Genomic DNA, 20,284 nt, shown 5'->3' on the forward strand with positions numbered 1-20,284 from the left:
CCAATTACTCAAAAGAGACATAAAAAAAGCGACTATCACTAGTCGCTTTTTTTATGTGTTTGAAATATGCTTATTTCTTAATGATTTTAAGCGCAGGGTCGTTCTTTTTAACACCTGGAGTTCTGTTCAAGAATTCGTCATACAATCGGATTTGCTGAGAAGTCATTGGTACTTTATAACCGTCAATGAACAAATCAGTAATCTTAGAAGCAGTTTCAAATGGATCGCCAGTAGAAATAAACACGTTTGCTTTCTTTCCTACTTCAATTGATCCAATACTACTAGAAACGCCTAAAATCTCAGCTGCATTAATTGTAATTGCCTTCAATGCTTCTTCTCTACCCATTCCGTATGAAGCCGCAAAGCCTGCATGGTAAGGTAAGTTTCTAACATTTTCAGTATCACCAGTACGCAAGGCTACTTTAACACCTGCTGCACTCATAATTCCTGGGTTGGCATAAGCTGCATCGTATTTATCAGAACCACGTGTAGGGATGGCTTGGATAGGACCAGCAATTACAGGAAGCTTAGACTTAGCAATTTCATCGGCTACTCTCCAGCCTTCAGAAACGCCAGTGATAACCACATCCTTATAACCTCTAGCTTTTACCCAATCAATAACAGCAAGGATATCCTTGGCAGCATTGGCTTCGATGAAAAGTTTCATCTCACCTTTAACAACAGGTACTAAAGCTTCGATTTCAGGGTAATTTCTAACGTCATCTGAATTCTCAATTTTAGCATAAAGTTCTGCTTTGTCCCAAGCATCGTTTACTTGCTTTAAAGCTCGTTCAGTAGCTTTTGCTTGCTCTTCAGGAGATCTTCTTCTGAAACGGCCTCCACCAGCGGTAGAAGGGAAGTTCATGATGATTCCTTTTGCACCAGCGAACATTTGATCCGGAGTGTAGCCAAACAAATTAATGGCAGCAGCAGTACCTGGTAAGAACCCTCCGCTAGGAGTAGTCCATACAGTAGTAACACCACTTACACGGGTTACTGGAATTACAGCTGAATTTGGGTTAACCGCAGTTAATGCCTGCATTTGAGGAGTTAAAGCTCCACTTTCACTGAAATCTTGAGATACGTCAATACTACCGATCTCTGATAAACCTACTTTAGTACCAGAATCAATCATACCTGGGTAAATCTCTTTTCCCTTGCAGTCAATTATTTCCGCATCATCTGGAATAGAAATATTGGCGCCAACTGCTTCGATGATACCATTGTTGATTATCAAAGTACCGTTCTCAATAATACCGTTAGTTACAGTATATATCTTGGCATTTGTAAGAGCGAATTTACCCGCTCGTGCTTTCATTACTTGGTCGTCTTCTTGTCCAAAAGAAAGAAGTGGAACCATTAAAGCGATTATGAGTATTTGGAATATTCTTTTCATAGCTACTTTCTATTTTTTGTTGGAGAATAATGCCTCGAAACTAACTACACCTTCTTCCATGCATCTGTCTTCATCCTCGCGGTTGAAAATAGTGATATTTTCAACTGCTTCTTCAGGGTTAATATAGATCCGTTGGTCAGCTATATCGTTAGCTCTATCAAAGTATTTCACACCATCCACAAAAGTCATTACTGGAATAGCATAAACAGATAGGGGATGACCCTCAAAGATTGCGATATCAGCATCTTTTCCTACTTCAATTGAACCAACTCTGTTGTCGATACCTAATTGCTTAGCAGGGTTTAATGTGATCAATGAAAGTGCTTCCTCATCGCTTAAGTCACCATATTTTTGAGTTTTAGCAGCTTCGTGGAATAAGTGACGAATCAATTCGCCTGAATCAGAGTTGATAGAAGTCAACACGCCATTTCTAGTAAGAATAGTAGCGTTGTATGCTGTAGACCAGTATACCTCTAATTTGTAAGCCCACCAATCAGCGAAAACTGAAGCACTTGCTCCAAATTCAGCCAATTCAGAAGCTACTTTGTATGCTTCGTTTGCATGTTGGAAGGTGAGTTTCTTGATTCCGAAATCAGTGAAAACTTTCAACAACATATAAATCTCATCCGCACGGTAAGAGTGACAATGCACCAAAACTTTACCATCAAGAATATCAACCAAAGTCTCCATTCTTAAATCATACTCTGGAGCTACTTTTCTCGGGTTTTTATCTGCTTTGTAAGCAGCCCATGTAGACCTGTAAGCAATAGCATCGTTAAATGAATTTCTCAACATAGCCTCAACGCCCATACGGCTTGAAGGCTGAATACCACGAGAACGCCCACCTCTAGTTGGGTTTTCACCCAATGCGAACTTGATTGTTCTAGGCGCATCTTCGAACTTTAATTCCTCAGGGTTAGAAGTTCCATAACGAAGTTTTAAAGTTTCGCTTTCTCCACCAATTACATTAGCAGAACCGTGAAGTGCGTGAGTAGAGGTAACACCACCAGCCAATGCTCTGTAAATAGAAACATCGAAAGGATCAATAACATCGCCCATATTTACCTCAGCTGTTACTTGGCTTGTGCCTTCGTTAACAGAGCTAAGTGCAATATGTGAATGTGCATCGATAATTCCAGGCATAATGAACTTACCTGTAGCATCAATCTCCTGAACTCCGTTTGGAGCTTTAAGATTCTTTCCAATTCTAGAGATCTTGCCGTCTTTAATGAGAACGTCTGTATTGTCCAAAGTTCCTTTGGTAATGGTCAAAACGGTTCCATTCTTAATCAGCACATCTCCCTTCTTTACTTGAGCTTCAGAAATAAAGCCTGTAAAGAGTATGAGTGTTAGTATTAAAATATTTTTTTTCATGTTTTCAGATTTTATTGGCCGTCTTTAGTAGCGCTCATCGGAGTAGAGAAATTGAAGGCAGAAACTGTAACCTCTGCATCATATTGGTTGCCAGTAACAGTTCCAGAAACAACTAATTCAACAGATTGACCACCTGCATCTATCATGAAGATAAAGCTAAGAGTGCCATTGGCAAAAGTTACTTCTTGCAAGTTGGCATCAGGGGCACCGTCATTGCTGGTCATTTTTCCAGTATATGTATCGCCATCTTTCGCGAAAGTCATTTTACCAGTAGAGGCACCATTAGGTGTTTCAAAGTTATAAGTCCATGAACCAACAATTGGGTCATTGCCAGCAGCAGCTGACCTGTTACCATTTCCGGCTGCACCTTTTTCTTTGATTTCGAAGTCATACTTGTCACCATCCACAAACATGAATTTAATTTGTGAATCTTTAGTGAAGTAAGGAGCATTGCTCACCATAATGTTGGCAATCTTACCTGCTTCTACGGTTCCTGTGATTTTATCAATTCCTAAAAGACTAGCAGCATTTGTTGTAAGTGCAGCAAGTGCGTCATTTTCGCTCAAACCATTTTCTATCATGGTCAATAAATTGGCTTTTACCTTTGTGCTAGTAGCATCAAGTGAAGAGAAGCCAAATTTCACACCTGAATTGGCTAGAGAAGCCGCTTGACCAACATATTTTTTGTAGAAGTCTACTTTTCTAGCTTCTAACCTTTTGGTTTCTTCTGTCATTTCATCTAAATCTTTCCCTTTCGCTTCTTTCGGAGCATCAGGTAAGTCTAGAGACAAGAATACACCAGTGCCATTGTCTTTGAACATTTGGCCTAAATCCCATGCCTGTTTTACATTGCCAACCATCAGTCTGAAACCTAGCTCTTTTTGTAATCTCATTGCCCTTTGAACTTCAAGAACTCCAGAAGCATCATACATTACAGCCTGTTGTTTAGTAACTACAGGGAAGAAAGCTTCTGTTACTCTGTCTCTTTCTGGTCTTTCAATACCGCTTGGGTTTTCAGCATAAGAATCATAATGCTTCTTGTTGTTTTCAGCATTGCGATAGAGATTTCTGTATTTGGCCATAATCCCCAATACATTACCTGGATAAGCTCCCGGTGCACCAGCGAACTGAGTGAACATAGTTACATCTTTAGACAAGATAAGTTCATCTGCGTGCTTCTTATCTCCCAAAAGGATGATAGAACCAGCTCCTGGAAGCATTCTTCCAAAAGGCACAGAGTGAGAGATTGCAAAACCTTCTTTTCTCATGGAAGCAATTGTATTGCTTTCAATATCCAATTGATCCAAAAGGCTATGCTCGGGTGTTATTCCAGCATAATCGTTCGGAGGGTCAGGACTGAATAGGTCATTTGGACGTGGTGTGTTTTCAGGGCGTTTTGCTCCTGTATTAGCAAGTCCATCAATAAACCCAGCATAAACAAACATGTCTTTGCCGTCAATTACTTGTGCATTCGTAGGTACCGTTACATTGGTGCCTACAGCCTGAATTAGGCCATTTTTAATCACTACGGTTGCTCCTTTTAACTCCTTACCAGGTGCTTGAATCACCGTTGCATTGGTGATGGCGAAGGTTCGAGTTACTGCTGATTCTCCGGTTGGATCACTTTGAGCGTTTAAGCTCACTGTGCTTACCGTTAACAGCATAAGGAAAACCGCGCGAATGGTTTTCGTAAGTAGTAGTTTCATTCTTAGCGCTTTGAATTGTTGAAAATTAAAAACCTAATATATAAGAAACTACGGCACTTTTTCAAAGTCAAATATAGGAGTGGTAAGAATCCAATTTAAGTAAAGGTTGAATTGACATTTTTATAAAATTGACAGGTCAAATCTGCTCGTTTCCTTAACCATATTTGATTATTCAAATCATCAACACCTAATAAACCTAAAAGTATCTTCACTTGAGATTAAACAAAAAAAAAGGGCTCATATGAGCCCTTTTTTAAGGTTATATAACTTATTTCGGATCAAGGGCCTCAGCTATTCGGTCTAATAAATCTTCCAAATGAACTGAACTGGCCCTGTCTGTAAATTTACCTTTGTTAGTCTTGATCTCTTGTTGAAGTGCTTTCAACTCAGACTTCACCACTGGACGAATGTCCGACATGGCAACATTCACCTGTCTTGCTTGGAATGAATTTGAATCAGTCGTCATTAAGGATTCAAGCTTTTCAACAAACGATCGCTGTAAGTTTCTTCGGAAAGTATCGATTTCATTACCTGTATTAAGCTCAGAAAACAATCCTTTTCTCATATCACCAAAAAGTTGATAAATGGTATAAGTGTTTCTGCCCTTAAATGCTTCGGCTTCTATTAACCTTTGGGCTCTAGTAGGATCCAAAACCGAATTTAAGAAAGAAGACTGCGTTCCACTTATACGGTTAACTGCACCATAGCTTTCAAGTCTTCTCAGCAATTCTTCATCAAGTAACCAATCAGGTGTGCTGAAAGCATATTTCTGCATCCATGCCATAGCTTCCTTTTGATAGGTTTCTGGAACTACATTAAATACTGCTCCAGACTGGTCAGTTGATTTCAAATCTTCGGTGATACCACCGATTACCGTAGTAACATGCCCTGTGAAACGTCTCCACTGACCAATGATCTCACCATAGATTTCATTTGTTTCAGTATAATCTTCACCAGCAGTAGTAGTCCACGTCAATAAGTTAGGTACTACTTTTTTGAGGTTTTCCATTCCATACATACTTGCCATTACAGCATTGTCTCCCAAATCTTCAGTTTGTGCTTCTGGATTACTTCCGTTGCTACTTCCAAAGCGGTACATTCTGTCATTGGCCTTTTCCATGATCCAGCCGTCCAAAATGTTTGACTCTGCTTGAGGCGTATTCGCAGAAGGAATAACTCTATAGCCCCAATTGATTGAATATTTGTCGTAAGGGCCAATTTTACGGATAAAACGAGTTACACCATCACCTGGCTGTGCTATGTAATTCACTCGAGCGTAATCCATAATTGTTGGTGCTACACCGTATTCTTGAGTGAATTCAGGGTCTCTTAATTTTTCAACAGGGTAGGCCGAACTGGCTTTCATATTGTGAGGTAAACCTAGCGCATGACCAATTTCATGTGCCACTACTGCTCTCATCATTTCACCAATTTCATCTTCAGGAACATCAAAACTTCTGGCCAAAGGATTTGCTGCACCCGTTTGAATCATATACCAGTTTCTGTATGATCTCAAGTGGTTGTGAAACCATACTATATCACTCTCAATAATTTCACCTGTTCTTGGGTCAGCAGTGCTTGGTCCAACCGCATTACGGGTCATACTAGCTACGTATCGAACTGTAGAATACCGCGCGTCTTCTGGTGACCAATCTGGATCTTCTTCTTTGCTTGGTGGCTCTTTAGCGATGATGGCGTTTTTAAAGCCAGCAGCTTCAAAGGCAACTTGCCAATCTTCAATTCCAAGCTTAAACCACTTAACGAATCTTTCTGGGGTAGCAGGGTCCAAGTAATAAATAATAGGCTTGATAGGCTCAACCAATTCACCTCTCGCATAAGCAGCAGGATCTTTCGGCTCTAATCTCCATCTTTTCAAAAAGGTTTGTTGATCACCTTTTAGCTTCAAAGAACTATAGTTAATGTTGCTTTGAGTAAACCATCCAACACGTTCATCTGCCAAACGAGGCATCATTTTGTTTTCAGGCAGCTTAATCATCGACTGACTTACTTCTACTGTCATTAAGCCTATTTCTGAGTCAGAAGGAGGTCTGCCTGCATCGTAGGTCATTACCTGACGAACTTCTACATTGATTGGAAAACTTTTTACAGATGATAAATAACTCTTTTCGGTATCAAGTCTACGCACTTGAAATTGTGAACGCATTCCGTTACTTATCGCACTAATCGCCTTTGTATCTTGCGTGAAGAATTTACTTACATCAATTAAGTACGCTTCTTTACCATCAGGTTGTCCTTCTATTTTGAATGAGCCAATGATAGGAGCGAGGTTATTATCTGCTACGGACTTAGAGATAGCGTCTGTAGTATCGGCTACATTATTGAATGAGATAGACCTGAGCAAGATATTCTCGTTCACCTTTTCCCATTTTACTACTTGCTCATTCATCTTCCAGCCACTACCGATAAAGCCACCAAAATTCTCTGGTACAGCAACAACGCGTGTTACCCAAAGCATGTCTTTTCCTAATTCAGACATAGGGATTTCAAACATTACCTTATCATCCTTTTGATAAAGATTAAAAAGACCTTCATCTTGATTCAAGTCTTTTACAAGGTCTGAGTATCCTTTTTCTTTTTTCTCTGGTTTTACTTCAGGAACCGTTTGTTCCGTGGCAGTATTGTTCCTATTTCTTTGTGCCTGTAATCCTGTGGGTAATGCGCCAATAGTAGCGAACGATAGCGCTAAGATTGCTGTGTTTCTTAATTTCAATTTCATATTAAAGTGGTTAAATGAATTTTTGACCAATAAGTAAATGAACACCTAATGAGATAATTGTGGAACTTTTATTTAACACAAAGGGTAAATGGTTATGTTAGTGGTCATAGATAAAATTGAAATGAGCAGGTATTGGGAATTAGCAAAGGAATCTTACAGCGGATATGCAAATTATATTTGGAATGAAATTACCTTTCAATACGATTATAAGCCGCTTTGGCAGAACTATTTTTGGGGGTTAATTCTTCTATCATTGTTCTTTTTTATTTGGGAATGGACAAGGCCATGGAGAAAAGAACAACCTAAGTTTAGAAAGGACTTTTGGCTCGATGCTTTTTACATGTTCTTTAACTTCTTCCTTTTTTCACTTATCGTATTCAATGCCCTGTCTGATGTATTTGTAAATCTGTTCAATGACTTTTTAGGCATTTTTGGACTTACAAATGTGGTAGCACTAAAGATTGAAACTTGGCCAAAAATCGCACAGCTGTTTATGCTTTTCATCATCCGAGATTTTATTCAATGGTGGGTGCATAGACTTTTACATGCTTCGCCAAGGCTATGGGAATTCCATAAGGTACACCATTCAGTAGAGCAGATGGGGTTTGCAGCTCACTTGCGGTATCATTGGATGGAAACCATAGTGTATCGCACCATTGAATACTTGCCTTTGGCCATGATTGGTTTCGGTATTGATGATTTCTTCTTCGTTCACATGTTTACCTTGGCGGTAGGTCATTGGAACCATGCCAATATCAATGTGAGACTGGGGTATTTAAAGTACATTTTCAATAATCCGAATATGCATATGTGGCACCATGCTCATGATCTGCCAAAAGAAAGAAGGACGGGTGTCAATTTTGGATTGACGTTAAGTCTTTGGGATTACATTTTCAGAACTGCTTATATTCCACATAGTGGTCAAAACATTAAGCTCGGATTTCCAGGGGTCAAGAAATTCCCAAAGGGCTTTTGGGGCCAAATTTCGTACGGTTTTAATAGGCGAAATACTTCCGAGAAAGAATAGCTGTTTTAAATTGGAACAACGAATCATTACTTTAGTTGAAAAATTTCACCCAGTTTAAATCAATTTTTCATTTTTTTGGTTTATCATGTCGAAGAGAAAGCCATGAACAAACAAATTATCCGAAACGCCCAAAACGAGATTTTCTACGAAGCGAACCTCGATCAAGAGAATGGATGGATCTATATCAATTGGATTGGAGATATTGAAATTGAGGATGTTAAAAGAGGAACTCAAGCTTACTTAGACCTGCTTGCTATTTCTGGTTGTAGAAAGTTATTAAACGATAATAGTTTACTCACCAGTAATTTTTTAGAGATCAATGAATGGTTAGAGGCTAACGTAGTGCCTGTGGCCGTTCAAACTGGTTTACGATACATGGCCCATATACTCTCTCCCAAATTTATTGCCCGATTTTCAGGTATTGATTTAGGGCTTCGAATGAAACCAGTTGAATTCCATGCATTTAAAGAATTGAAGAAAGCGGAAAAATGGCTTAATTCTAAAAGCTAAATCAATAAAGTAATACATAGACAAAGCTATCTATACAGCACACCATAGTTGTCAGACAATAAGTTCTATACTCACCTTCCCATTCAAAAGAGCACAATTAGCCAGCTCTTATCAAACGAAGCGATGTTTTCCCATTGCCCGCCCGATTGGGTTGTGATCACCACAGATATTAAAAATTCGACCAATAGCATAAGGAATGGCAAACATCAACTTGTTAATTTGATTGCTACTGGGAGTATTATTGCAGGTTTAAATATTGCTCACAAGGCAAATATTGACATACCATTTTTCTTTGGTGGTGACGGAGCGGCTATGCTTGTTCCTTTGACTTTAAAGAAAGAGGTTTTAAATGCCTTATTTGAACATAGGTACAATACAAAAAAGAACTTTAATTTAGACTTGAGAGTGGGGTCTATTCCCGTTTCTGCGATCTATGAAAATGGTCATAAAATAAAGATCGCTAAGGCTCAAATCTCTAAAACATTAATATCCCCTGTCATTGTTGGTTCGGGTTTACATTATGCCGAAAAAGTATTGAAAAACAACCTTCCCTCTCTAACATTAGACAATAAACAATTGGGCTATTTATCGCTTGAGGGTATGAATTGTAGGTGGAATGAGATAAAAGCACCAAACACTGGGAATGAAGTATTGAGCCTTTTGGTTGACGTGATCAACCCAGCCGAACAACATGCAATGATGGCCAAAGTAATGTTGGAAATGGAAGAGATTTATGGTGACATTGCAAAGCGTAACCCTATTTCATTAGCAAAACTCAATCTAAACCCAAGCTTCACAAAATTACAAGACGAAATTAAGGTGAAACTGGGACAAAGGAGCTTTTTCCGAACCTTATCAGCTTCCGTGATGACTTTCATTGGGAAATCGTATCTACCGAATTCAAAAAAGGGGAGACGATATTTGGAGAACATGGTTGAATCTTCGGATACATTGGTGATTGATGGAAGAATTAACACTGTAATCTCGGGTACTACAGATCAGTGTCAATCACTCATTTCTGGCTTGGCAAAAATGGAAGGTGAAGGGCAAATTCATTTTGGTTATCACATTACACATGCCTCAATTCTTTCTTGTTATGTGAGGAGCATGGAGGCCGACCATGTTCATTTTGTAGATGGTATCGGGGGAGGTTATACGCAAGCATCGAAAATGCTTAAAAGCAAATATCAAAAATCACTTTAGTCCATTTGGAAGTACTCTCTTTTTTAAACATTTTCAAGTCAAATTATAAATCATGAGATCACACGAAATAGATTATGAATTGCATGGCGATGACATGCAAATGGTGGAAATAGAGCTTGATCCACAGGAAACAGTAATTGCCGAAGCAGGCGCCATGAACTGGATGGAAGAAGATATTGATTTTCAGGCCAAAATGGGAGACGGTTCTGAGCCTGATAATGGTATTTTTGGAAAACTACTTAGTGTAGGAAAACGAGTGCTTACTGGTGAATCCATTTTTATGACCCATTTCACTAATTTGGGTTATGCAAAGCGAAAAGTCACTTTCGCGGCACCATATCCAGGTAAAATCATTCCTATTGATTTAAACGAAATAGGCCAAAGTATTATCTGCCAGAAAGATGCATTTCTTTGTGCCGCTATGGGTACAAACGTTTCTATAGCCTTTAGTAGAAAGTTAGGCGCTGGTTTTTTTGGTGGTGAAGGTTTTATTCTACAGAAACTTAAGGGTGATGGAATGGCATTTATGCATGCTGGTGGAACGGTAGTGAAACGCCAGTTGAATGGCGAAACGCTCCGGGTCGATACGGGCTGTATAGTCGCTTTTTCTCCCGGTATTGATTATGATATTCAGCGAGCAGGTAACCTGAAATCAATGTTTTTTGGAGGAGAAGGCTTATTCTTAGCTACTTTAAGAGGTACTGGAACGGTTTATTTACAAAGCTTACCATTCTCAAGACTAGCGGACAGAATCATTCAACATGCACCAAGGGCAGGTGGTTCTTCAAAAGGTGAGGGCTCTATCTTGGGTGGCCTGGGAAGAATAATTGACGGTGACCGATAGTTTAATGAAAAGGCATTAGGCAGGAGATCCTGTTTAATGCCTTTTTGAATATAAACCCTTTAGTTTTCCTTAGCTGATAATTAAAATAGGGATATTTACTTTGTGCCGTACTACGTCTAAGGTAGTACCGAAAACCAAATCTTTAAGGCCTTTATGGCCATGAGCTCCCATCACCAGCATATCGATATCATTCTCCTTCACAATTTTGACAATCTCTGTTGGGGCACTTCCAAAGCCAATTTTTTGCTCGGTTTTATAGCCTAACTCTTCCAACATTTTCTGATACTGCTTTAGGTTATCAATATCAAGTTGAGTTTCATTATCCAGGGTATTCTTGCCTAAATAACGCGCAGCAGCACTTTCTACCACATGTATGAAAATATAAGTAGCGGATTTCCCTCCCTGTTTTAATGCGTTCTGAATGATGGTTTGGTCATTGCCAGAGAAATCAATCGTAATACCAATGTGCTTGTATTCAATAATCAGTTCTTCAGAAAAGTCTTCAGCTTGTCCATGAGGTAAATGGTTGGTTTCATTAGGCTCTTCTTCTTTGTTTTTGTTAAGGAAAGGGTGGATAAACACATATACCAATAATGCGAGACAAGCGAGGGCAATAGGGATAACAATGGTATATATGTATATTCTATTGTCACCAGAGTTAATTGCCCAAGAGCTTATTTCATCAATGACTAAGGTAATATTGAGGTAAACAATGATGGCTGCAATTAACCAAGCAAGCCCTTTTACCCAAGGCTTGATCGCAAATTCTCCCATCATTTTTTTGTCTGAGTTAAAATGGATCAGTGGAATCACAGCGAAACCCAATTGTAAACTCAAAACTACCTGGCTAAGGATCAAAAGACTTCCTAAGGCTTCTTCACCAAAATAGATAATGGTAAAAAGGGCAGGAGCAATGGCCAGTAAACGAGTAATTAACCTTCTGAGCCAAGGTTGAATTCTTAAGTTCAAATGGCCTTCCATTACAATTTGGCCAGCAAGTGTGCCCGTGATCGTAGAACTTTGGCCAGCGGCAATCAAAGCAATGGCAAAGAATGTTGGGGCAATGCTGCCAAACAGATTTTCCAATAAAATAGAAGCATCTTGAATTTCGGCCACATTATAAAAACCATTGGTATAGAAGGCGGCAGCAGCTAAAATTAGAATGGCAGCGTTAACAAAAAACGCCATATTCAAGGCAATCACAGTATCAATAAAATTGTACTTAATCGCCTTTTTTAAACCTTGAAAAGAGCGATCAATTTTTCGAGTTTGAACTAATGAAGAATGTAAGTACAGGTTATGGGGCATCACCGTAGCCCCAATAATACCGATGGCCAGGTATAATGCATTTCCACCAAGGTCAGAAGGAACAAAGCCCTTCACCACATCGCCATACACAGGCGCAACGACAATCATTTGTATGATAAAAGAAACACCTATGATAAAGATCAAAGAAATGATAAAAACTTCCATTACCCGCATTCCCTTTTTAAGTAGGAAAAGGAGCAGAAATGTATCTAATGCGGTAATACTCACCCCCCAAATCAAGGGTAGGTCGAACAATAAGCTTAAACCAATGGCCATCCCCACAATCTCAGCAAGGTCGCAGGCGGCAATGGCTATTTCAGCTAAAATATAAAGCGGAATGTTAGCCCATTTTGGATAGGCATTTTTAGACGCTTGTGCTAAGTCTAGGCCTTTTACAATCCCTAAACGGGCACTTAACGATTGGAGCAGCAAGGCCATTATATTGGACATGAGTAACACCCAAATTAGCTTGTAGCCAAATTCCGACCCTCCTGCAATATCGGTGGCCCAGTTTCCTGGGTCCATATAGCCCACACTTACTAAATAGGCAGGGCCTAGAAATGCTAAAACCTTTCTCCAACCTTTTTTGTCGGTGCGTACCGTAGAGTGGACTTCGCTTAACGATTCTGATTTCATATATCGGTCAAGTATATATTAATTTTCTAATATCTCAAGCATCTGTTGAGCATCTAAATATTGGAAGTAACGGGCTGTAGCTTCGAAATTCTCATTCAATACGACCATGGCGGGTAGTGAAAAAGGCTTTCCCTTTCTGCTGGCCATCATCAAAGGGATTTCGTGGACAGACATTCGTTTATTAGCATTCTTATTCTTGAATTCAGTGTTACCAAAAATTATAGTATCCTCTGATTCAATATTCATTTTTACCACATAGTAATCTTTGTTAAAACGCTCTATGATGGTTGGATCTTCAAATACATTTCGATCCATTTTATGGCAGTAAGTACACCAATCGGCATTAAAATAAACAAAAACCTTTTTCGGGTTTACTTTGAGTGAGTCTTCCAGTTGCTCAAAATTGAGCCAGTTTATCTGATCTGTTTTTTGCGCATTGAGCTGTTTATGTCCAGTAAAGATCAAGCTTAACCAAAGCAAAAATATTGTCAATATGTTTAATGTCCGTTTTGCCATGCTGAAAACTAGTTGGATTTCACTTTTAGCCCAAAGAAAAAGGTGCGAGGCAGGCTTGGGCCATAAACATAATTGCTATCCCTGTTCTTACCGTAGTCAAAATCACTCTGATATGCATCGAAAACATTTTTAATTCCCCCAAAAAACTCAAGACTGGTATCGATCTTAGGTAAATCTACCATATGTCCAAGCCTTACTCCTAACTCTGTAAAAGTAGGAGAGCTGTAATATTTGTCTTCGCTATTTCCAGTGGCTGGGCCTCCAAAATGAACCAGTTCCATTGTGCCTGTATAAACCAAGTTACCACTTAAGGACCAATTTTTAACTGGCGTGTAAGTAAGTGTAGCATAACCGTAATGGTTTGGGGTTCTTAAAAACTCACGCTTTTCAGGCAAACCCTCAATGTTTTCAACTGGTGAAGTAAATAGACTCGATTGAATGGTGAAACCAGCGTCTACTTCAAATACATAATCAAAATTGGCCCTGGTTTCTAAGGTGATTCCACGCACCGTAGCGCCATCGCCATTGCGCTTTTCGAAACGCTCACCAAAGTCATCTGTCCCTAATGGAGACAAGAAGAAAGCGTCTTTCAAATTGGTATAAAACCCTTCTAGGGTGAAGCCCGCAATAACGTGCTCAGTGGCTTTGTCGTAATTAAAAGAGGCTGTTAAGCTATTTGAACGCTCTTCTTTCAGATTGTCAGCCAATGAAATTCTGGAAATTCCACCCCCAGCAAAAGCGATATGAAGATCAGCATCAAAGGCCTGCGGTGCTCTAAATCCTGTACCCCAACCCAACCTTATCTGCGCTGTTGGTTTCAGTTTATAAAGCAGCGAGACCCTAGGACTAAAGATGGCCTTGTCCATTAAATTGTGTTTGTCTAGTCTAAAACCTGTAAGTAGATTTAGTTGAGGACTAACGTCCCAGTCGTGCTGAACAAATGTCCCTATATTCCTTGTGGTTTGATCAATAAGGTAATTGTAAGCCTCAATTTGATCGTATACTTTGTCGTGGACATATTCGGCACCAAAAGTTAAAACCGCATTCCCGCCTAAAAACTCATCAAACCTATTATTCATTTGAACGCCTCCTTGATGCGTCACCACATCTGAAGTACCGTAGGGAGGATTGGCAAGGAATTCTTCTAGCGCAGGACTGTTATCAGGAATGATTCCTGTGTAATGCTGTCTGTCCGTCTTTTGCCCTCCATAATAGAAAATGAAAGAGTTCTTGTTTTCATTAAAGTTCACCTGATAGTCTAGGCTGCCCATAAAAATATTATGAGTTCTTTCTTCAGCTTGTTGAGCCAAATGAGCAGGTTTACTTACTATCTCTCCACCAAAGCGATATTCGTTGATGCTACTCAGGCTTATGGAAAGCTTTTGATCTTTGCTGGGCAAATAGAAAAGGTTAGTTCCGAAGGATGTGTTTTTTAATTCTGGCGCCTCCGAAAAATTGTCACCGTTGGCATCATAAGCTTGCCGCGTTCTGTTGTTCACAAAAAAAGTTGCTCCAGCATCTTCGTCCTCATTAATTAAAGTGGCATTTCCTGAAAGGATATTGTCTGCAGCTTGGCCATCTATACTTTGAAAGGTGTTGGTAAGTGTATATTCATTTCTATCTGGAACTTTAGTAATCACGTTTACTGTGCCACCAATAGCGCTTGATCCATACAATGCCGAAACGCCACCCCTTACTACTTCAATCCGCTCAATCATGTTGGCAGGAATTTGTTCCATTCCATAAAGACCAGTCAATGGACTGAATATTGGTCTGCCATTAATCAGGATTTGAGAATAGCCACCTTGCAAGCCATTCATTCTTAGTTGGGTATAATTGCAGGTTTGGCAATCCGTTTCAACACGTAAGCCAGGTTGAAAGCGCAAGCCTTCCGATAGATTGGTGGCAACAACCCTGTCCAATTCCTTGCTGTCCATTAAGTTGACAATTACAGGAGTGTTGACTCTTCTTTTGGCAGTTCTTGTCCCTGTAACAACTACTTCATTTAGGTTTAATTTACTTTCTGTTAAGCTTACATCAAGCGTAAGCTCTTCCCCTTCAACAATTTCAATGGCTTGGTTATAGTTTTCATAACCCACCGAGCTAACCATGAGATTATATTTCCCTTGAGGTATTTTTTCGAATTTAAATCTACCTCTAGCGTCTGTGCTGGTGCCAATATCAGTGCCTATCAAAATTACGGTAGCATAGGCTAGAATATCATATTGGTCACGAACAGTACCTGATAAACTACTCGTTTGGGCAAATGAAGATGAAGATAAGCAAATCCCTATGAGTGTAATCAGTATTTGATGCTTCATAAATGAGGGCCTCTAGAGTAATCGATTTTATTAATTTGAATCACAAAACTAATATGTTAGAGTCTTCTAACAAATGTTTTCTAAACAAATTTTATACTTTTGCTTTCACAGAGACGAAAAGACATGGCTTCACAAACTGAAGAAAATTATCTAAAGGCATTATACTCGCTATCCGTTGGGAAAATGGAGGTTAATATTTCCGAATTGAGCGCGGCTCTTAATGTGAGTAATCCTACTGTAAACAGTATGGTGAAAAACCTTAAAAGCAAAGGTTTGGTGAAGTATGAAAAGTACAAACCACTTTCGCTTACAGAAAAGGGGAGGAAAGCGGCTGCATTAATCGTCCGTAAGCACAGGCTTACCGAAATGTTCTTGGTTGAGAAAATGGGATTTGGCTGGGAGGAGGTGCACGAGATTGCAGAGCAATTGGAGCATGTGAATTCGTCCGCACTTTTTGATAGAATGGATGAGTTAATGGATCATCCTTTGGTAGATCCACATGGTTCACCAATTCCTGACAAACAGGGGAATATCTCTGAATCAGCCTATGAGCCTCTAAGTAAATTTAGTTCAGGCCGAAAGGTCAAACTTGCCGCACTTGGTCACTCTTCCACTGAGTTCTTGAAATTCTTGAACAGCCGTGAACTCAGTTTAGGAACCGAAATAGAAATCAAATCCATTGAAACTTATGATGGAAGCATGGTTTTAAGCTATCAAAACCATGCTTCGGAAACTTTCACTAAAGCCGTTTGTGAAAGTCTATTGGTGGAAAGAGTGGGGTAAATTTTATTTTTTGATCTGTTTGTTCATAACGTAATAATTACGATCAACTTCCACTGTTTGAATGGTGTTATCAAACTTTTTGGTCTGTGCTTTAGTAGATGGTTTTATCCTTACTTTTTTCCCGTTTACCATAATATCCAACGGCATATCAAAGCCATTGACGACCTTTTTCCACTGATAAGTAAGTTTGCTTCCTTCAAAGCTATATTCAAACTCAGGAATCATGGTGTCCCTCAAGTACTGGTCAAACACTTTGGATAAGTCGATTCCAGCCATTTTAGAAATGTAATTCTCGATTTGAGCTGTGGTAACCGTTTGGTGATAGAACTCCTTGTTCAAGCCCCTTAAAATCCCCCTCCATTTTTCATCATTTTCAATAATGGTTCTGATGTTGTGGAGCATATTGGCTCCTTTATAGTACATATCGCTCGAGCCCGAGGCGTTTACTCCATAAGTTCCAATAATAGGCCTGTCATTTACTATGTTTTTACGTATGCCAACCACATAGTCTTGGCTTGCCTCTTTACCGAAATGGTAATCCACATATAGATTTTCTGAATAAGAGGTGAAGCCTTCATGCACCCACATATCAGCCATGTCTTTATAAGTAATGTTATTAGCAAACCACTCGTGACCAGATTCGTGAATAATGATAAAGTCGAATTTCAGGCCCCAACCACTTCCACTTACATCACGGCCTAAATAACCATTGGCATACTTGTTTCCATAAGTCACAGAACTTTGGTGTTCCATACCTAAATAGGGCACTTCTACGAGTTTATAGCTGTCTTCGTAAAATGGGTAAGGACCAAACCAATGTTCAAAGGCCTTCAACATAAGTGAGGCCTGTTTGAACTGTTCTTTGGCCTTGTATAAGTTTTCGCGCAGCACATAATAATCACAATCTAATGGGCCATTTTCTCCATCAAAAACCTCAGAGAAATGCACGTAGTCGCCAATATTCATGTTCACCCCATAATTGTTAATTGGGTTATTTACGAACCAGTTATAGGTTTTGGTTTTGTCTGCATTTTGATCTACCGACCTTAATCTACCATTTGAAACATCCATTAAATGTTCAGGAACAGTAACGCTAATGAGCATACTGTCCACTTCATCATACATATGGTCTTTATTTGGCCACCAAAGGCTAGCGCCATCACCTTGGCAACTGGTAGCGATGAAGTCCAAACCATTGCTGTCTTTTTTCCAGGTCACACCACCGCTCCACGGTGGGTTTTTACTGATCACTGGATTGCCTTCAAACTCAATTAAAATCTCATTTACACTATTTTTGGTTTGCTTTTGACTGAGTTCAATGAAATAAGCATTCCCATCTTGTTCAACCTTTAAGGTTTTTCCTTCTTGGGTTACTTTCGTAATCCGCATAGGAGACTGCAAGTCAATTTGCATGCGCTGCGCAGGCTTCAAAACCTTGTATTGCACTAGGTTTGTGCCTTTCAAAAACTTGTTATCAATATCGGTTTTGATGGAAAGATGATAATAAGTGAGGTCCCACCATTCGCGTTCAGGAGTGATGCTTCCGCGAAGCGTATCTTGTCTGCTGAAGTTTTGAGCATTCAGCGATACGCAAAGCACGAGGCTGAAAATTAGAAATGTAAATCTCATGATTTTAATTTTGACCTAAATTAAGAATTATTGGGCTTAATTTAATTCCCTCAATGGGATAAAAACGCAAAGAAATAATTGCCCATTATTTTCCCATTTGGGAACGGATGATTATCTATTAAGTGTTGCTGATGTCATCGATTGTTCGTTCATCAACTACAAATAATATGCTTACACCTTTCGAAACTAAAATTCACGAGTGCTTTATCGGTAAGCATTATTCTAGAATCACCTATTTCAATGAATACCGAGAGTTCCATTCGGTGGATGCACTAATCAAAAGTATAGGGCAAGGCGAGGTTGGCGAAACCATAGTGTTGACTACTGGTGATGAAATACCATTAGAAAAGGTGATCAGTATTAACGGGTGTTATGCTGAGAATTATAAGCATATCGAAGATTTCACCTGCGACTGTTAATGCTTTGTAACCTATGTTACAAAGCCAATTCATTTCTTTTAACTTTGGTTATCTTTGTTCTGTAATCGAGAGAATAAAGGGTTTTCAAATTAGCATTCAGTGATTAAAAGATTGTTTCCCATTCTTAGTTGGCTTCCAAATTACCAGAAAGAAAACCTCAATGGTGATGTTTTTGCTGGTTTAGCGGTTGGTGTAATGCTGATTCCTCAAGGTATGGCTTACGCCATGATTGCAGGTCTACCGCCAGTTTATGGATTATATACCGCTATTTTTCCTCAGTTAATTTATGCCATCATGGGTACTTCACGTCAGTTGGCGGTTGGCCCTGTAGCGATGGACTCTTTATTGGTAGCTTCTGGTATTTCTATTCTAGCTACAGAAGGTACGGAAACCTATTTAGCCTTTGCCATACTTCTTGCTTTTTTTGTGGGTGCATTGCAGTTCCTATTGGGTGTTATGAAAATGGGATTTATCACCAATTTACTATCAAAACCGGTGATTAGTGGCTTTACTTCGGCAGTCGCTTTTATAATCGCTCTGAATCAGCTGAAAGATTTAATAGGTGTGGAATTGGTAAAGAGCAATCACAGTCATGAAATTCTTATTTCCGCAGTGGAAAATATAGGAAGCACACACCTATTGACTTTAGTTATTGGAGTGTTGGGGATTGTATTGATCAAGATGATTAAAAGCTGGAACAAGAAGTTGCCAGGTGCTTTTATGGCCTTAGTGCTTGGTATTGTCGCGGTTTATGGATTAGGCCTTCATAACCAGGGGGTAAGTATTGTAGAAAACATTCCATCCGGTTTACCGCAATTTATCATTCCAGAAATCACATTAGTACATTTCAAAACATTAGTGCCTTTGGCAGGTACTTTGGCAGTGATCTCATTCATTGAAGCCTATTCCGTAGGCAAGGCAATGGAGGCAAAAGCAAAGAGTTATAAGATTGTTCCGAATCAAGAATTGATTGCATTAGGTGCTTCAAATATGTTTGGTTCGTTTTTTCAGTCATTCCCAGCCACTGCTGGCTTTTCCCGTTCGGCAGTCAATTACGAATCTGGGGCTAAAACGCCTTTGGCTGGAATTATCAGTGCGGTAATTGTGATACTCACATTACTCTTTTTAACCCCTCTGTTTTACTATTTACCTAAAGCCATTCTAGCTTCCATTATCATGATTGCCGTGGTCAACTTAATTGAATTGGCGTACCTAAAATACCTCTGGCGTACCAGTAAAATGGAATTTGTGCTAATGCTTATCACTTTCTTGGTCACATTTAGTTTTGGTATGGTTCAAGGTATAGTTACTGGAGTGGCATTATCAATTTTGTTACTGCTTTTTAAAGCGGCAAACCCGCATATGGCTGTTTTGGGAAGAATAAAAGGCTTTACAGAATACAGGAACGAAAAGCGTTTTAACGATTTGGAGTCTTGGGAACATCTGCTCATCATTCGTGTAGATGCCCCATTTGCATTTGTTAATATTCAGACGATTAAAGAATGGGTTTTGAATGAAACTCAGAAAAGAGAGGGTAAACTAAAGAAGGTAATTATAGATGCAGGCCCAGTTTCTTACATTGATGCTACGGGCATTGATGGTATACGCGACCTTATCGACTCTTTAAAAAAGAAAGAAATTGAATTGATTTTCTCAGAAGTAATTGGCCCAGTGCGCGATGCCTTCCATAGAAATCATTTGTTTAGCGAGAAAGCTTATGAAATCTTCTTTATGACTACAGATGAGGCAGTAACTTATTGTATTTCAGAGGATTTTAAAAATCAGCATGCTAATTTTGCGGTACAAGTGAACGAAAAAATATAATATTTGTTAAGTAAATAGTACTACTTAACTATTATTATTAAAAAATAAATA

Annotated in this window: 15 protein-coding genes; 7 read left to right on the plus strand and 8 right to left on the minus strand. The window is 39.2% G+C overall.

Annotation, left to right across the window (positions count from 1 at the left end):
• Positions 1 to 70: 70 nt before the first annotated feature.
• The 4 genes from VOI17_RS04120 to VOI17_RS04135 all read right to left on the minus strand — a co-directional run bounded on the left by VOI17_RS04120 (position 71) and on the right by VOI17_RS04135 (position 7,213).
• A complete protein-coding gene (locus VOI17_RS04120; RefSeq protein ID WP_323755974.1) occupies positions 71 to 1,396 on the minus strand; it encodes an amidohydrolase family protein in 1,326 nt (441 codons plus the stop codon).
• Between the two features lie 9 nt (positions 1,397 to 1,405).
• On the minus strand, positions 1,406 to 2,770 hold the full coding sequence (locus VOI17_RS04125; RefSeq protein ID WP_323755975.1) for an amidohydrolase: 1,365 nt from the start codon (positions 2,768 to 2,770) through the stop codon (positions 1,406 to 1,408).
• Positions 2,771 to 2,781: 11 nt separating this feature from the next.
• Entirely contained in the window at positions 2,782 to 4,476 is a 1,695-nt protein-coding gene (locus tag VOI17_RS04130; RefSeq protein ID WP_323755976.1) for an amidohydrolase family protein, read from the minus strand.
• A gap of 268 nt (positions 4,477 to 4,744) precedes the next feature.
• On the minus strand, positions 4,745 to 7,213 hold the full coding sequence (locus VOI17_RS04135; RefSeq protein WP_323755977.1) for a zinc-dependent metalloprotease: 2,469 nt from the start codon (positions 7,211 to 7,213) through the stop codon (positions 4,745 to 4,747).
• Positions 7,214 to 7,334: 121 nt separating this feature from the next.
• Between VOI17_RS04135 and VOI17_RS04140 the strand changes: the two genes are divergently transcribed.
• The 4 genes from VOI17_RS04140 to VOI17_RS04155 all read left to right on the plus strand — a co-directional run bounded on the left by VOI17_RS04140 (position 7,335) and on the right by VOI17_RS04155 (position 10,797).
• Positions 7,335 to 8,240, plus strand: coding sequence for a sterol desaturase family protein (locus tag VOI17_RS04140; RefSeq protein WP_323755978.1), 906 nt, complete (start codon positions 7,335 to 7,337; stop codon positions 8,238 to 8,240).
• Positions 8,241 to 8,342: 102 nt separating this feature from the next.
• Positions 8,343 to 8,750 carry a hypothetical protein gene (locus VOI17_RS04145; protein WP_323755979.1) on the plus strand — a complete coding sequence of 136 codons (408 nt, stop codon included), beginning with the start codon at positions 8,343 to 8,345 and terminating at the stop codon, positions 8,748 to 8,750.
• Between the two features lie 48 nt (positions 8,751 to 8,798).
• On the plus strand, positions 8,799 to 9,953 hold the full coding sequence (locus VOI17_RS04150) for a DUF3095 family protein (RefSeq protein WP_323755980.1): 1,155 nt from the start codon (positions 8,799 to 8,801) through the stop codon (positions 9,951 to 9,953).
• Positions 9,954 to 10,005: 52 nt separating this feature from the next.
• The gene (locus VOI17_RS04155; protein ID WP_323755981.1) at positions 10,006 to 10,797 is read left to right on the plus strand and encodes a TIGR00266 family protein; all 792 of its coding nucleotides are present in this window, start codon (positions 10,006 to 10,008) and stop codon (positions 10,795 to 10,797) included.
• Between the two features lie 69 nt (positions 10,798 to 10,866).
• Here VOI17_RS04155 and VOI17_RS04160 read toward each other — a convergent pair whose 3' ends face one another.
• Genes VOI17_RS04160 through VOI17_RS04170 form a run of 3 tightly spaced genes read right to left on the minus strand, consistent with a single transcriptional unit; the run spans position 10,867 to position 15,578 of the window.
• Positions 10,867 to 12,741 carry an Nramp family divalent metal transporter gene (locus VOI17_RS04160; protein ID WP_323755982.1) on the minus strand — a complete coding sequence of 625 codons (1,875 nt, stop codon included), beginning with the start codon at positions 12,739 to 12,741 and terminating at the stop codon, positions 10,867 to 10,869.
• Between the two features lie 18 nt (positions 12,742 to 12,759).
• Positions 12,760 to 13,257 carry a thioredoxin family protein gene (locus VOI17_RS04165; protein WP_323755983.1) on the minus strand — a complete coding sequence of 166 codons (498 nt, stop codon included), beginning with the start codon at positions 13,255 to 13,257 and terminating at the stop codon, positions 12,760 to 12,762.
• Positions 13,258 to 13,265: 8 nt separating this feature from the next.
• The gene (locus VOI17_RS04170) at positions 13,266 to 15,578 is read right to left on the minus strand and encodes a TonB-dependent receptor (RefSeq protein WP_323755984.1); all 2,313 of its coding nucleotides are present in this window, start codon (positions 15,576 to 15,578) and stop codon (positions 13,266 to 13,268) included.
• A 99-nt stretch (positions 15,579 to 15,677) separates the two neighbouring features.
• On the opposite strand from VOI17_RS04170, the gene VOI17_RS04175 reads away from it, so the two are divergent.
• The gene (locus VOI17_RS04175) at positions 15,678 to 16,361 is read left to right on the plus strand and encodes a metal-dependent transcriptional regulator (protein ID WP_323755985.1); all 684 of its coding nucleotides are present in this window, start codon (positions 15,678 to 15,680) and stop codon (positions 16,359 to 16,361) included.
• 3 nt (positions 16,362 to 16,364) lie between these two features.
• Here VOI17_RS04175 and VOI17_RS04180 read toward each other — a convergent pair whose 3' ends face one another.
• On the minus strand, positions 16,365 to 17,990 hold the full coding sequence (locus VOI17_RS04180) for a M1 family metallopeptidase (protein WP_323755986.1): 1,626 nt from the start codon (positions 17,988 to 17,990) through the stop codon (positions 16,365 to 16,367).
• 167 nt (positions 17,991 to 18,157) lie between these two features.
• Between VOI17_RS04180 and VOI17_RS04185 the strand changes: the two genes are divergently transcribed.
• On the plus strand, positions 18,158 to 18,409 hold the full coding sequence (locus VOI17_RS04185) for a hypothetical protein (RefSeq protein ID WP_323755987.1): 252 nt from the start codon (positions 18,158 to 18,160) through the stop codon (positions 18,407 to 18,409).
• Positions 18,410 to 18,508: 99 nt separating this feature from the next.
• Positions 18,509 to 20,233 carry a SulP family inorganic anion transporter gene (locus VOI17_RS04190; protein WP_323755988.1) on the plus strand — a complete coding sequence of 575 codons (1,725 nt, stop codon included), beginning with the start codon at positions 18,509 to 18,511 and terminating at the stop codon, positions 20,231 to 20,233.
• The last annotated feature ends 51 nt before the right edge of the window (positions 20,234 to 20,284 follow it).

The sequence above is a fragment of the Roseivirga sp. genome, assembly GCF_034669765.1.
GTDB lineage: Bacteria > Bacteroidota > Bacteroidia > Cytophagales > Cyclobacteriaceae > Roseivirga.

What these genes read in the sequence shown, in the direction of transcription:
- VOI17_RS04120 (WP_323755974.1), bottom strand. Translation starts at nt 1,396, where the DNA reads ATGAAAAGAATATTCCAAATACTCATAATCGCTTTAATGGTTCCACTT.
- VOI17_RS04125 (WP_323755975.1), bottom strand. Translation starts at nt 2,770, where the DNA reads ATGAAAAAAAATATTTTAATACTAACACTCATACTCTTTACAGGCTTT.
- VOI17_RS04130 (WP_323755976.1), bottom strand. Translation starts at nt 4,476, where the DNA reads ATGAAACTACTACTTACGAAAACCATTCGCGCGGTTTTCCTTATGCTG.
- VOI17_RS04135 (WP_323755977.1), bottom strand. Translation starts at nt 7,213, where the DNA reads ATGAAATTGAAATTAAGAAACACAGCAATCTTAGCGCTATCGTTCGCT.
- VOI17_RS04140 (WP_323755978.1), top strand. Translation starts at nt 7,335, where the DNA reads ATGAGCAGGTATTGGGAATTAGCAAAGGAATCTTACAGCGGATATGCA.
- VOI17_RS04145 (WP_323755979.1), top strand. Translation starts at nt 8,343, where the DNA reads ATGAACAAACAAATTATCCGAAACGCCCAAAACGAGATTTTCTACGAA.
- VOI17_RS04155 (WP_323755981.1), top strand. Translation starts at nt 10,006, where the DNA reads ATGAGATCACACGAAATAGATTATGAATTGCATGGCGATGACATGCAA.
- VOI17_RS04160 (WP_323755982.1), bottom strand. Translation starts at nt 12,741, where the DNA reads ATGAAATCAGAATCGTTAAGCGAAGTCCACTCTACGGTACGCACCGAC.
- VOI17_RS04165 (WP_323755983.1), bottom strand. Translation starts at nt 13,257, where the DNA reads ATGGCAAAACGGACATTAAACATATTGACAATATTTTTGCTTTGGTTA.
- VOI17_RS04170 (WP_323755984.1), bottom strand. Translation starts at nt 15,578, where the DNA reads ATGAAGCATCAAATACTGATTACACTCATAGGGATTTGCTTATCTTCA.
- VOI17_RS04180 (WP_323755986.1), bottom strand. Translation starts at nt 17,990, where the DNA reads ATGAGATTTACATTTCTAATTTTCAGCCTCGTGCTTTGCGTATCGCTG.
- VOI17_RS04185 (WP_323755987.1), top strand. Translation starts at nt 18,158, where the DNA reads ATGCTTACACCTTTCGAAACTAAAATTCACGAGTGCTTTATCGGTAAG.